Raw genomic sequence first — 14,249 nt, 5'->3', positions numbered from 1 at the left:
AAGCTATTTCCTGCTAAGATACTGTCTGGCAGCACTCGTGCAAAAAATAGCTTTTATGCGGATATCCTGAGCGGTTTGTCAGGTGGTGGTGGATTCCCTAAAATTTATAAGCAACACCGAGACGGAAATTCCGCGGAGCTTCGGCCTGCCAATAGTAGGCACTCAGCCAGGAGTAGTATGAACCGCTGTACAGGTAAGCGTCGAGCAGATTGTACACATTCGCATTAATACGTACTTTATTGTTCTCCCAGAACAGGCCGCCATCAACCTTAACGTAATTGGGCAGGCGTTGCAGACCTACACTCCAGGTATCAGTAGCGCGATCGGCAAGATAGGTTACACCGCCCGATATACCGGTACCTTTCAGTGCACCCCGGGTCAGGTTGTAACTAACCCAGGCATTAGCAGTGTGTTTCGCAAAGCCGGGAACGACATCGCCAACGCTCATGCCGGTTACCCCGGGAGCCAGCTCGGTTACTTTCGAATCTGTGTAAGCATAGTTTGCAGTAATTTTAAGGCCGTTTAACACGGTTCCGCGAACGTCGAATTCGATACCCTGGGCACGTTTTTCACCGAGTACAATGCTCAGACCGGAATTTGGCGAGCTGTTCGGATCGGCTGTGAGTTCATTTTGCTTCAGGATCCGGTACACAGAAACTGAAGTATTCCAGCTTCCATCGAACCAGTCTTTTTTCAAACCGAGTTCCATATTGTTTCCGGTAATGGGCTTAACCGACCCGCCGCCTGCCAGCTGACCGTTTTGCGGAATAAAGGCCTGGTCGTACAAAGCGTAAAACGAAGCGCTGCGGTCTATAGAATAACTTAATCCGGCGCGCGGTGTAAAGTGCCTCGCTTGTTGATCAGGGCCACCCCAGGCAGACTGTTTTACCCAGGTATACCGGCCGGCCAGCGTTAAGCGCAGACGGTTGTCAAAAAAACCGAGTTCATCCTGGAGGTAGGCCGCCGCGTAGCGCTGGTCCATCAGGCCGCCTGCCGTTTTGGCCCGCTCAGAAAGCGGTGTCTGGCGGTCAAAGTTTGCAAAACCGTTTGGCGGCATACCATAGTCTGGATTGTTGAGGTAAAAAGGATCAGAGTCGATATCAAGATCGTGCGATTGTCCCCAGTCTGCTTCATAGTCTTTCCGGCCAACGTCAAAGCCGCCCAGGATACGGTGCTGCACACCGCCCGTCATGGCTGTTCCGGTGGCAAATAACTGACCTAAGGTCATTTCGCTGGCAGCATCCCAGATAGCCATATTTCTGATAATTGACCCGTCGGCATTTACCTTGCTTGGCCACGAGCTTGTACCGACCTGGTTGTAATTGAAGTAAGAACCCTGTGCTGTAAGTTTCCATGACTGGCCCATCTTCTGCTCAAACATCAGGTAGGCACTGTGGTCGTTGATACGTGTAGGCTGAATACCCGCATTCGTCATTGTGAATGATGCGGGCGCCGTAGCATAGCCCCCCGGCCCAAATACATAGAATGAACCTACCTCACTCATTTTAGCATTTTGCAAGGTATATTCCGCGGTGATTTTTGTGTTTTCAGTAGGCTGATATGAAATGACCGGAGCAAAACTGTACCGGTTATTGAATTCAAAATCCCGGAAAGACTTTTTGTTCTGGCCGGCCATATTCAGACGGTAGAGCAGTTTACCGTCTTTTGTTGCCTTTCCATCCAGATCAATAGCTGTACGGAACATGTCAAAGCTACCCAAAGTTACCGTAGCCTCACCTTTCGACTGTCCGGTAGGTTTTTTAGTTACCACGTTGTAAAGGCCGCTCGGATCTCCGGTTGCCAGCATAAAACCAGCCGGTCCTTTTACAAACTCAATATGATCTACGAAGCTCATGTCTTCTGTCAATGGGCCCCAGTAAGAAGCCACGACATTGAAGCCGTTTCTGAATGCCTGGATCTGCGAGCCACGCATGGTGATGTTGGTATACATGTCTCCCCAGTGTTCAACACGTACGGCACCACTCACGTTCCTGATCAGGCCATCGCTCATGCTTACAACCTGCTGTTGCGCAAGATCTGCTGAGCTGACCAACTGGATGTTTTGAGGAACCTCAAGCAGGGGTGTATTCAGACGCAGCGAACTTGAAGGTGTTGGCGACTGCGTTCTGCGGCGGCCGGCAATGTTCACCTCGTCAAGGAACTGTTTGTCTTCCTGCAGCGTGAAGTCGATTGATTTCTGGTCGCCATCAGCAAGGACAATAGTTTTTTCCTGACTGTTAAGGCCGATAGCAGAAACTTTGATTACGTAAGAACCAGGTTTGATCCGGGTAAGCGTATATCTGCCCCCCGCATCTGTACTCGTTGCATTACCCTTACCTTTCAGGCTTACGGTAACGCCCGGCGCAACATGGCCATCGGCTGTCGAGACAGTTCCTGAGAGTGTGGCATTCTGACCAAATGCTGTCGCGGCAAATACGGCAAAAATAAATGTTAATAAAGATCTTATCATTGTTTATTTGGACTAATTCTAAATTGATTGCAATGTTAGGGACAAATATTTAGTTGCGCAAGAAAAAGTTGAATTTTAGCCAGGCAGTTCAAGCTGTGTACGTTCAATACACTGATGGCAGAGCGGATAACAGTGCGAAGATGACAGGTCAATATTGAGGAGCGGGATTTGAGTAAATTAAAACATTGCGAGTCCGACAATGAACGTTATCAAATTCACCAATTTTTGTAAAAAAAACTTCAAGGAGTTGCTTAACTCAGAATTTATTTAAACATTTGCATCACAATACCGTTAACACTGAATTGAAGAGGCAAAATACATATTTGATAACAGCGATGCAGGCTACTCCAAAAAGTCTGGTTTTATCATTTATGTGCCGGCGAACTCCGGTTCTCGTAGCTCCCAGATTCCGGCAACATTATACGAACCGTATTTGAATCGTTTAGGCCGGCCGATCAAAGACAATGGATAAGTTCCAATATCCACCCACTCAATTAATCCGAATTATAATTTTTCTTCGTTATCATTATCAATGAATATTAACGAATTCATCGTGCAGGTTGCACTTCCTGAGCATCGTGTATTTGCAGAAGAAATCTGTGATGAGATGGAAGTCTCAGCAAAAGCCAGAGGCACAGGTATTGCAAAGCGTTCTCCGGAATATGTAGCCGGTAAAATGGCTGAAGGGAAAGCCGTTATTGCATTTCATCAGGATGGCACATGGGCAGGCTTCTGTTATATTGAAACCTGGAGCCATGGGCAGTTCGTTGCCAACTCAGGTTTGATTGTGAACCCTGCATTCAGGAAGGTCGGTCTTGCACACGCCATCAAATACAAAATTTTCGAACTCTCGAGGCAAAAGTACCCGAAAGCAAAAATTTTCGGGCTTACTACCGGCCTGGCAGTCATGAAGATCAATTCTGACCTCGGCTATGAACCGGTAACCTATTCTGAGCTTACCCAGGATGAAGAGTTCTGGAAAGGCTGCCAGAGTTGTGTAAACTTCGAAATTCTTAAATCGAAAGATCGCAAAAACTGCATGTGCACCGCCATGCTATACGATCCTGCAACGCAGAAGCATGACGCAGCGAAACGCTTCGCTGAAGAACTGCAGCGAAAACCCAAACTTTACGAGCGCTTCATGCGCATAAAACAGCGCCTGGTCCTAAAGCCAAAGCCTAAAAACCCCGGCATGAAGGTGCTTTTATTTTTGTTTACCTTTTTATTTAAATAGCTGATAATGAAGAAAAAAGTTGTTTTGGCATTCAGCGGGGGACTTGATACCTCGTTCTGTTGTATTTACCTGGCTCAGGAAAGAGGACTGGAGGTGCATTCTGTTATCGTTAATACCGGCGGTTTCAGCGAAGATGAACTTCAGGAAATCGAAAGCCGCGCGTATGCACTTGGTGTGGCTTCTCATGCCGTTGTAGATGAAACAGAAAACTATTACCAAAGCTGCATCCGCTTCCTGGTATTTGGCAACGTTCTGAAAAACGCAACCTATCCTTTATCAGTGAGTGCCGAGCGTGTAAGTCAGGCAACAGCTATAGCCAATTACGTTAAAAAGATTGGTGCAGACTATGTAGCGCATGGGAGTACCGGTGCCGGCAACGATCAGGTTCGTTTTGACATGATCTTCAATATCCTGATCCCGGGTGTTGAAATTATCACCCCGATCCGCGACCTGAAATTATCACGCGAAGCGGAGATTACATATCTGCATGAGCACGGTGTTGAATTTAACGCCGAAAAAGCAAAATATTCAATCAACAAAGGTCTTTGGGGAACTTCTGTAGGTGGTAAAGAAACACTTACTTCTCATGATACATTGCCGGAAGAGGCCTGGCCAACGCAGGTTACAGAGACCGCGCCAAAAAGGCTTGAGCTGAGCTTCCGCAAAGGCGAGCTGGTCGGCATAGATGGCGAAAAAATGGAGCCTGTACGTGCCATCCAAAAGTTGCAGGCCATTGCCCAGCCTTTTGGCGTTGGACGCGATATTCACGTTGGCGATACAATTATTGGAATTAAAGGCCGAGTAGGTTTTGAAGCTGCCGCACCCCTTGTCATTATCAAGGCGCACCACACGCTCGAGAAACATACACTTACCAAATGGCAGTTAAGCTGGAAAGAGCAGCTTGCTTCGTTTTATGGCAACTGGCTTCACGAGGGGCAGTTCCATGATCCGATTATGCGCGATATTGAGGCCTTTTTGCTTAATACACAGCAGACTGTCAGCGGAAAAGTATTTGTAGAGCTTCAGCCTTATCGCTTTCAGGTAATCGGTATCGAATCTGACCACGATCTGATGAGCAATAAATTCGGTAGTTATGGCGAAATGAACAATGCCTGGAGCGGTGATGATGTGAAAGGCTTTTCGAAAATATTTGGCAACCAGGTTATGATCTGGCACAAGGTAAACCAGGATAATTAACAATTAACGGGTTTATCTTAAGCCACAACAACTCTGATACATGGTAAATAACTCCGAAAAAATAAGAGCAGGTATTGTCGGCGGCGCCGGATATACAGGCGGCGAGCTTTTACGCATCCTGGTACACCATCCGAAAGTAGACATCACTTTTGTGCACAGCAACAGCAATGCAGGAAACCCTGTTTCTGACGTGCATACAGACCTGCTTGGTGATACCGATCTCGTTTTCAGTGATCATCTTTCAGACGATATTGATGTGCTGTTTCTATGCGTGGGGCATGGCGATGCGAAAAAGTTCCTGGATGCAAATACAGTTGCAGATAAAATAAAGATTATCGACCTCTCTCAGGATTTCCGTTTGCAAAAAAACGCAGAGCTGGCAGGACGAAAATTCGTTTATGGTTTACCTGAACTGAACCGTCAATCAATTGCTGAGGCAGACAATATTGCCAATCCGGGGTGTTTTGCCACCTGCATACAACTGGCCCTGTTGCCTCTGGCTGCTAAGGGTTTGTTGAAAGGCGAGCTGCACATTAATGCAACTACCGGATCTACCGGCGCAGGTCAAAGCCTGTCGGCGACGTCGCACTTCAGCTGGCGAAATAACAACCTTTCGATATACAAAGCTTTTGGCCATCAGCACCTGAATGAAATAGGTGAGAGTATCAAACAGCTGCAGCCCGGATTCACTGAAGCCGTCAACTTTATCCCGCAAAGGGGCGATTTTACCCGCGGCATCCTTGCGGCGGTATATCTTGACAGCGACCTTACCGGGGAGGAAGCAATTGCGTTGTATGAAAAATATTATGCCGGCCACCCCTTTACGCACGTAAGTCGCAAAAATATCGACCTGAAACAAGTGGTAAACACAAACAAAGCGCTTCTGCATGTGGAGAAGCATGGGGGTAAATTGTTTATTATCAGTATTATAGATAACCTGCTGAAAGGCGCAAGTGGCCAGGCCGTTCAAAATATGAATCTCCTGTTCGGCCTTGACGAAAGAGAGGGGTTGAAGTTGAAAGCGGGAGGGTTTTAAGTTGAAAGATAAAAAGTAGAAAGTTAAAAGTTTCTTGCTTAAAAAATAATCTCAGGCAAATGCAGAATTACAAAGATCTTCTGGTTTGGCAGCGTGCTCACAAACTTGTGCTGCTGATTTATGAGGTTTGTAGCGGCTTTCCAAGAGAAGAAGACTATGCACTGGTGCGTCAATTGAAAAGAGCTGCCTACTCGATTCCTGTCAACATTGCTGAAGGATCGGGCCGCCTTTCAAAAAAAGATTTCGCTCACTTCTTACAAATAGCATTAGGGTCAGTTCATGAACTTGAATATCTGGTTTTGTTAGCTAAGGATCTGTCGTTTTTGGCAAAAGAACGCTTTGAAATACTCAATCAGGAGATAAATGAAATTAAAGCTATGCTGATTGTTTTTATAAAAAAGATACGGCAATGATCAGTCATTGCCTATATGCCGATCTGGAGACATCGATACAGTTGTCGATCCCAATTTACAAAGATGATAGAGACTCAAGCTCTCAACTTCTGATTTAAACTTTTGACTTTAAACTTTAAACTTTCAACCATGCATTTATTCGACGTTTATCCACTTAACGATATAGAAATTACCAAGGCTGCAGGCAGTTCTGTCTGGGATGCCGATGGACAGGAATACCTTGACCTGTACGGTGGTCATGCGGTTATCTCTATCGGGCATACGCATCCGCACTACGTTTCCAGGCTTACCGAACAACTTAATAAGGTTGGGTTTTACTCAAACTCGGTAAAGATTCCTCTCCAGCAGCAGCTCGCAGAGAAACTTGGTCAGGTTTCTGGCAAGCCCGATTACCAGCTTTTTTTATGTAATTCTGGCGCAGAAGCCAATGAGAACGCGCTCAAACTGGCCTCATTTTATAATAACAGGAAAAAAATCGTTGCCTTTAAAGGCGCGTTTCACGGACGAACGTCGCTAGCGGTAGCGGCTACAGACAATCCGAAGATTGTTGCACCTGTCAACGAAACAGACAACGTTATTTTTCTTCCCCACAACAATGAGGTAGCGCTCGAAGAAGCCTTTGCCGCACACGGCCATGAAATTGCCGCGGTAATCATTGAAGGAATCCAGGGTGTCGGTGGCATTAAAGAAGCCTCGAAAACGTTCTTGCAAAAGATCAGGTCGCTTTGCGACGAATATAACGCTGTTTACATAGCTGACAGCGTACAATGTGGATATGGGCGTACCGGCGATTTTTATTCGCATGATTATGCCGGCGTTCAGGCAGACGTTTACACTATGGCGAAGGGAATGGGCAACGGCTTTCCCGTTGCGGGCATCTCGATCGCACCAAAATTCAAACCCTGGCATGGCATGCTGGGAACCACCTTTGGCGGCAATCATCTGGCCTGCGCAGCGGCACTCGCGGTTCTGGAGGTTATTGAACAGGATAACCTGATACAGAATGCAAAAGAAACCGGCGACTATCTGATCGGCGAATTGCGAAAAATTCAGGAAATAACCGAGGTACGCGGAAGAGGTCTGATGATTGGAATTGAGCTTCCCGAGTCGTTGGCTCAGGTTAAAAAGAACCTGCTGTTCAGGCACCGAATCTTTACCGGTGAAGCAAAACCAAACGTAATCAGGCTATTGCCTGCTTTGAACCTGAGCAAAGAACAAGCCGACGCTTTTCTTGATGCATTAAAAGCCGAACTCGCAGTACAGACACAATAACCGAACTAAATCAGCACAGGCACCAAAATTACAGTTTGGTGCCTTGTTCTTACCTAATCAAGACTATGAAACTATTTTCTTCCGTTCACGACGTAACAGATATCAAACAATTTGTCCAGGATGCACTCGATCTGAAAGCGGCTCCGCATGCACACGCAGAACTGGGCCGGAACAAGACCCTGGGACTGGTTTTTATGAACCCAAGCCTGCGCACGCGGTTGAGTACACAGAAGGCAGCCCTGAATCTTGGTATGACTGTGATCGTGATGAACATGGACAAGGAGGGCTGGGCACTTGAGACACAGGATGGCATGATCATGAATGGTACAACGGTAGAGCATATACGCGAAGCCGCTGCTGTGATGGGGCAATATTGCGACATTCTTGGACTACGGTCGTTCCCGAAGCTACAAAATAAGGAAGAAGATTACAGCGAAGATTTTTTTAACAAATTTGTAAAGTATTGCGGCGTGCCGGTTGTTAGTCTCGAAAGTGCTACGCGACATCCGTTGCAGAGTTTTACCGACCTGATTACCATTCGTGAAACCTGGAAAGGCAACGGCAAACCAAAAGTTGTTCTTGCCTGGGGCCCGCACGTTAAGGCCCTGCCACAGGCCGTTCCGAACTCTTTTGCAGAGTGGATGAGCAAGGCACAGGAGGAAGGTTTGGTTGATTTCACGATCGCTCATCCCGAAGGATACGAACTTGACGGGCAGTTCACGCAGGGAGCTGAAATTGTACACGACCTTGATGCCGCGTTGCACGGTGCTGATTATGTGTATGTAAAAAACTGGAGCAGCTATCAGGACTATGGCAAGGTGCTCCCGGTTTCCGGCAACTGGATGTTAGACAATCAGAAATTAAAGCAAACCAATAACGCCGGTGTCATGCATTGCCTTCCGGTAAGGCGCGACCTTGAACTTGCCGCAGAGGTGCTCGACGGTCCGAATTCACTCGTTATACAGGAAGCTGGTAACCGCCTTTGGGCAGCGCAGGCTGTATTGAAAAAAATGCTCAGTTAATACTCCCGACAGGTCATGAACAAAGAGAAACTTACAATTATCAAGATCGGCGGAAACGTCATAGACAATTCTGAGAATCTGCATAATTTTCTTCAGGACTTTACTGCCCTGCCAGGTTATAAGATTCTGGTGCATGGAGGCGGTAAGGTAGCAACCGACATGGCGAAATCTCTCGGTATTGAAGCTACCATGGTTGAAGGCAGGCGCGTTACTGATATTGAGATGCTTCGTGTCGTAACGATGGTGTATGCCGGACTGATCAACAAAAATATGGTTGCACAACTTCAGGCTCGCGGTTGCAATGCGATCGGGCTGAGTGGTGCTGACGGGAATATCATCCGAGCTACGAAACGGCCGGTGGGCGACATTGACTATGGCTTTGTGGGTGATCTGGGTGATGATGCCATTGCGGCCGACACACTCTCCAGCCTGCTTCAGGCCGGTCTTGTACCGGTATGTTGTGCCATTACCCATGATGGCGACACCCAGTTATTGAATACGAACGCAGACACCATTGCTTCGGCGCTGGCCGTTGGCATGTCTACGTTGTTCGATACCAGCCTGGTGTACTGCTTTGAAAAGAAAGGTGTGCTTCGCGATGTGAATGATGACGATACGGTGGTACGCGAGATTAGAGCTGCAGAGTTTGAGTCGCTCAAAGCCGACGGAACGGTAGCCGGCGGAATGATCCCCAAGCTGCACAATGCTTTCGAGGCCATTAAAAAAGGTGTTGAAGCCGTTTATATTGGGAAAGCCGACGAACTGAGCGAACTAAGCAGCGCCAGGTTTGGCACCAGAATGATCGGATAGCTTCTGAAGTCAGATTGACGAAGAATGGCTGTCGCCGCCTGATAGCTGCCTGCGGCTGAGTAAACCTGAAACTAAACAACCTCCGGTCACTGCCGGAACCTACATACCGAACCATGAAAAAAATAGCAATTATCGGAAGCGGCAACATTGGTCTTTCGCTCGCCAGGGGCCTTGTTAAGGCAAACTATGCGGTTGCATCCGGCATTACCCTGACCAGGCGGAACCTCAACCATCTCAGCGCCTACGCAGAAGAAGGGTTTAATGTGTCTTCAGACAACGCTGCAGCAGTTTCAAATGCAGAAGTCGTGATTCTGGCAGTGCTGCCCCAGCAGCTGAACAATGTGCTCGAAGACATCATTCCGCAGGTGCGCCCGGACCATGTGTTTATTTCGGTTATCTCCGGGGTAAGCTGTGCTGCTGTCAGAGAGCAGCTGGGTACATCTGTTCAGGTCGTCAGGGCCATGCCGAATACCGCGATAGCCATTGGCCAGTCAATGACGTGTATTGCCAGCGACAACGCTTCTGCAGAGAACATAGCAGATGTTATGCGGATGTTTGAAACAGTGGGAGCCGTGGTAAAGATCAATGAAGAACTGATGACCTCTGCCACTGCCTTGTGCGCCTGCGGAACGGCATTTTTTCTTCGCGCTATCCGCGCAGCATCCCAGGGAGGTGTTGAAATCGGTTTTCATGCTGACGAAGCGCTTAAAATGGCTGTTCAGACCGCAAAGGGTGCTGCAGATTTGTTATTATTACACCAAAGCCATCCCGAATCAGAGATAGATAAAGTAACTTCGCCAAAAGGTTGTACCATTGCCGGACTTAACGAAATGGAGCATAACGGCTTTAGTTCATCACTCATTAAAGGCATCAAACTTTCAGCTGACAAAGCCGGAAGCCTGTATACAAAAGAATAAACCGGCTCTGTGCCGATGGCATAGAACCGAACAAAAAAATTATGCTGCAAACCATACAAAAAGAGGCGCTCGATCTGCTGCGTCAGCTTATCCGCATCCAGTCTTTCAGTAAAGAGGAAGACCGCACAGCAAATCTGATCGCTCAATTTCTTCAGGAACGCGGAATCCCGGTAAACCGGAAACTCAACAATGTCTGGGCTTATAACAAATATTTCGATCCGAAAAAGCCAACCGTGTTATTAAACTCGCATCATGATACGGTTAAGCCCAATTCCGGCTACACCCGCGATCCATATGATGCGGCAATCGAAGACGATAAACTTTTTGGCCTTGGCAGTAATGATGCGGGGGGGTGCCTGGTCTCATTAATCGGTACGTTCCTCTACTTCTATGAACAGGAAAACCTCAGCTATAACATTTGCCTGGCCGCAACCGCAGAAGAAGAGATATCCGGCAACAATGGTCTTGAACTGGTTCTTCCCGATTTGGGCGATCTGGAATTTGGCATCGTTGGTGAGCCGACGGAAATGAACCTGGCGATTGCCGAACGCGGACTTCTTGTTCTCGATTGTACATCACTTGGTAAGGCGGGGCACGCTGCGCGCGAAGAAGGAGAGAACGCTATTTACAAAGCGCTGAAAGATATTGAGTGGTTCAGAAACTACCGGTTTCCAAAGGTTTCGGAGGTTTTTGGTCCGCTAAAAATGACTGTTACCATCATTAATGCTGGGTCTCAACATAATGTCGTTCCTGCAAATTGCACGTTTACGGTCGATGTCAGGGTCACAGATGCATATACAAATGAAGAAGTACTTGAAATTATCCGGGCAAACGTTGACTGTGAGGTCAAGCCACGATCCATCAGGCTTAAACCATCATCTATAGATAAAGATCATCCGGTAGTAAAATCGGGGATTGCACTTGGCAGAACGACTTACGGTTCACCAACTACGTCAGATCAGGCACTTTTGAGTATACCTTCGGTAAAGGTCGGCCCCGGTTTTTCAGGCCGTTCACACATGGCCGATGAATTCATCTATGTAGCCGAGGTAGCTGGCGGTGTTGAAGGGTATATAAATATGTTGAAACCTGTTATAAACGGCAAATAAGCGAATAAAATGAAGATCTGGCAAAAGAATACTGATGTAGATAAGTTCGTAGAGCGATTTACTGTAGGTCAGGACCGCGAGATGGACCTTCTGCTTGCTAAAGCTGATGTGCTCGGTTCGCTGGCTCATACCCGAATGCTCGAAAGTATCGGACTGCTTACTGCGGAAGATTTAAATCTGGTTCAGACCGAGCTTAAAAATATTCACCGGGAGGTTGAAAGCGGCGACTTCAGAATCGACGAAGCTGTTGAAGATGTCCATTCTCAGGTTGAGTGGCTGCTTACGCAACGTGTCGGCGAAGCAGGCAAAAAGATACATAGCGGAAGGTCACGCAATGACCAGGTTCTTGTAGACTTGAAGCTGTTTTTCCGGGACGCGATCGAGGACATGGTTGGTTTAACCGAGTCTCTCTTCAGGCGCCTGCAGCAGCTCAGCGAAACACACAAGGATAAACTTCTTCCCGGCTATACCCATTTGCAGATTGCTATGCCATCATCTTTCGGACTTTGGTTTGGCGCTTACGCAGAAAGCCTGGTAGATGATATGGAGCTTATGCTTGCCGCCTGGAAGGTTTGTAACAAAAATCCGCTCGGTTCAGCAGCTGGTTATGGCTCATCATTTCCGTTAAACCGGACTATGACCACAGAACTGCTTGGCTTCGCCAGCCTGAATCATAATGTGGTTTATGCACAGATGGGCCGCGGAAAAACGGAACGTATTCTCGGACAGGCCATGTCCTCTGTCGCCGCGACGCTGGCCAAACTGGCTATGGATGTCTGCCTGTTTATTAATCAGAACTTCGGCTTTATCAGTTTCCCGGCCGAACTGACTACAGGATCCAGCATTATGCCCCACAAAAAGAATCCTGACGTGTTCGAGCTGGTCCGGTCAAGATGTAACAAAATTCAGGCGCTGCCGAACGAGATTGCCATGATGACAACCAACCTCCCATCCGGCTATCACCGCGATTTACAGCTGCTGAAAGAGAACCTCTTTCCTGCCATTACAAGCCTGAAAGAATGCCTGGAGATCACAGAATTTATGCTCGGGCATATTGAGATAAAGAACAACATTCTTGATGATGCGAAATACAGCTACCTGTTCAGCGTAGAAGTGGTTAATGAGCTGGCACTGAAAGGTGTTCCCTTCCGCGAGGCATATAAAGAAGTTGGTGAGAGTATCGAGAACGGGACATTCAATCCTGCCACAACACTTAACCATACGCACGAAGGCAGCATTGGCAACCTGCAAAACGAGCAGATTGCCGAAATGATGCAGGCTGTGCTGGGCCAGTTTGGTTTTGCCGGTGTGCGCGCGGCCTTAGAAGACCTGGTAAGCTGAGCCTTTGCCATCGGCGGGTCCCACGGTTATAGGCCTCATTTTGCGGGGAGTGACATTGAAATCGGCACGCCGCTGAGCAATTTCGTATCTTTGGCGCATTCAAACCAGAAAGCATGAATGTTTCAACACTGGCCAGCACCCTGATCGGGTCTGAGATCATTAAGATCGGAAACGAGGTGAACGATATGAAGCGTAAGGGTGAAGATATCGCCAACCTTACGATCGGAGACTTTGATCCTGCAATTTATCCGATACCTGAAGCCCTTGAGCAGGAGGTCGTTGCCGCATACCGTAACCATCAAACCAATTATCCGCCTGCCGACGGTATATTGCCCTTGAGAGAAACGGTACAGCAGATACTTGCAAGCCGCTATCAGCTGGACTATTCGACGGGACAGATCCTGATTGCAGGAGGGTCCAGACCCCTCATCTACGCAACGTACCTTGCCCTCGTAGATCCGGGTGATAAGGTTATTTATCCGGCACCTTCCTGGAATAACAATCATTACTGTCACCTCTCGGGTGCAGAAGGGATTGACATTGTTACCACGGCCGACACAGACTTCATGCCTACTGCCGATCAAATCAGGCCGCATTTAAAGGGCGCGACCATGCTTGCCCTGTGTTCACCATTAAACCCGACGGGAACCATGTTCGAAAAAGAACAACTGAAGCAAATCTGTGAGCTGGTGGTCGAGGAAAATCAAACCAGAAGTTCTGGTGAAAAACCACTATATATCCTCTATGACCAGATTTATTCATTGCTGACTTTTGGCCGGGAACATGTGGATCCAGTTACGCTGGTGCCGGAACTGAAGCCATATACAATCTATATTGATGGAATTTCCAAAAGCCTTGCAGCTACCGGAGTACGGGTAGGTTGGGCATTCGGTCCGGAAGAGGTCGTGTCAAAGATGAAAGCAATATTGGGTCATGTTGGTGCCTGGGCCCCGAAATCTGAGCAGGTTGCGGCAGCCAGTTTTTATAACAATGAAGCGCAGGTTGACACATTTTTGTCCCTATTCAAGTTAAAGATCAGAGAATCACTCAATGCCCTTTTTGAGGGGTTCAAAAGCCTGAAACAGGCCGGGCTAAAGGTAGATGCTGTTGAGCCTATGGGCGCCATCTACTTAACGATAAAACTTGATTATATCGGTGCGGCTACGCCGGATGGAACGCTCCTCAAGACAAGCGCCGATGTGAATTTTTACCTGATACGGGAGGCGCGTGCTGCATTTGTTCCGTTCTCTGCCTTTGGAAACAGCGCAGACATGCCCTGGTTCCGCGCATCTGTCGGGGCGTGTACACTGAATGATATCAAAGAGATGTTACCCCGCATCGAAGCGGCCTTAAGGCAGCTAAGTTTCCCGAATTGACAACGGCCCGGCATGGGCATAGTTCGAGTCCTGCAAAGTTGGTAACTTTCGT

12 protein-coding genes are annotated in these 14,249 nt (G+C 47.7%); 11 read left to right on the top strand and 1 reads right to left on the bottom strand.

Annotated features, from left to right (window positions below; all coding sequences use genetic code 11):
* Positions 1-97: 97 nt before the first annotated feature.
* Positions 98-2,470: a TonB-dependent receptor gene (locus tag EJV45_RS07775; protein ID WP_129715108.1), complete on the bottom strand. Its 2,373-nt coding sequence runs from the start codon at positions 2,468-2,470 to the stop codon at positions 98-100.
* Positions 2,471-3,002: 532 nt separating this feature from the next.
* Between EJV45_RS07775 and EJV45_RS07770 the strand changes: the two genes are divergently transcribed.
* From EJV45_RS07770 to EJV45_RS07720, 11 genes are all read left to right on the top strand, one after another.
* Positions 3,003-3,704 carry a GNAT family N-acetyltransferase gene (locus EJV45_RS07770; RefSeq protein ID WP_129715107.1) on the top strand — a complete coding sequence of 234 codons (702 nt, stop codon included), beginning with the start codon at positions 3,003-3,005 and terminating at the stop codon, positions 3,702-3,704.
* A gap of 6 nt (positions 3,705-3,710) precedes the next feature.
* Positions 3,711-4,901 carry an argininosuccinate synthase gene (argG, locus tag EJV45_RS07765; RefSeq protein ID WP_129715106.1) on the top strand — a complete coding sequence of 397 codons (1,191 nt, stop codon included), beginning with the start codon at positions 3,711-3,713 and terminating at the stop codon, positions 4,899-4,901.
* Positions 4,902-4,941: 40 nt separating this feature from the next.
* Positions 4,942-5,937, top strand: coding sequence for an N-acetyl-gamma-glutamyl-phosphate reductase (gene argC / locus EJV45_RS07760; protein ID WP_129715105.1), 996 nt, complete (start codon positions 4,942-4,944; stop codon positions 5,935-5,937).
* Positions 5,938-5,996: 59 nt separating this feature from the next.
* Complete coding sequence (locus EJV45_RS07755) at positions 5,997-6,350, top strand: four helix bundle protein (RefSeq protein ID WP_129715104.1); 354 nt, start codon at positions 5,997-5,999, stop codon at positions 6,348-6,350.
* A 129-nt stretch (positions 6,351-6,479) separates the two neighbouring features.
* Positions 6,480-7,622 carry an aspartate aminotransferase family protein gene (locus EJV45_RS07750; protein WP_129715103.1) on the top strand — a complete coding sequence of 381 codons (1,143 nt, stop codon included), beginning with the start codon at positions 6,480-6,482 and terminating at the stop codon, positions 7,620-7,622.
* Between the two features lie 65 nt (positions 7,623-7,687).
* On the top strand, positions 7,688-8,644 hold the full coding sequence (locus tag EJV45_RS07745; protein WP_129715102.1) for an acetylornithine carbamoyltransferase: 957 nt from the start codon (positions 7,688-7,690) through the stop codon (positions 8,642-8,644).
* 15 nt (positions 8,645-8,659) lie between these two features.
* Complete coding sequence (gene argB / locus EJV45_RS07740) at positions 8,660-9,454, top strand: acetylglutamate kinase (RefSeq protein WP_129715101.1); 795 nt, start codon at positions 8,660-8,662, stop codon at positions 9,452-9,454.
* A 113-nt stretch (positions 9,455-9,567) separates the two neighbouring features.
* Positions 9,568-10,371 (top strand): pyrroline-5-carboxylate reductase, encoded by an 804-nt coding sequence (gene proC, locus EJV45_RS07735; protein WP_129715100.1) that lies wholly within the window; start codon positions 9,568-9,570, stop codon positions 10,369-10,371.
* A 41-nt stretch (positions 10,372-10,412) separates the two neighbouring features.
* Positions 10,413-11,480 carry a M20 family metallo-hydrolase gene (locus EJV45_RS07730; protein WP_129715099.1) on the top strand — a complete coding sequence of 356 codons (1,068 nt, stop codon included), beginning with the start codon at positions 10,413-10,415 and terminating at the stop codon, positions 11,478-11,480.
* 9 nt (positions 11,481-11,489) lie between these two features.
* Positions 11,490-12,821: an argininosuccinate lyase gene (argH, locus tag EJV45_RS07725; RefSeq protein ID WP_129715098.1), complete on the top strand. Its 1,332-nt coding sequence runs from the start codon at positions 11,490-11,492 to the stop codon at positions 12,819-12,821.
* A 113-nt stretch (positions 12,822-12,934) separates the two neighbouring features.
* Positions 12,935-14,197 (top strand): pyridoxal phosphate-dependent aminotransferase, encoded by a 1,263-nt coding sequence (locus EJV45_RS07720; protein ID WP_129715097.1) that lies wholly within the window; start codon positions 12,935-12,937, stop codon positions 14,195-14,197.
* Positions 14,198-14,249 lie beyond the last annotated feature (52 nt).

Origin of the sequence: Pedobacter sp. SYP-B3415 (genome assembly GCF_004138205.1) — a bacterium.
GTDB lineage: Bacteria > Bacteroidota > Bacteroidia > Sphingobacteriales > Sphingobacteriaceae > Pedobacter.
Note: the sequence above shows the minus strand (reverse complement) of the source record. Positions and strands in the feature narration are given on the sequence as shown.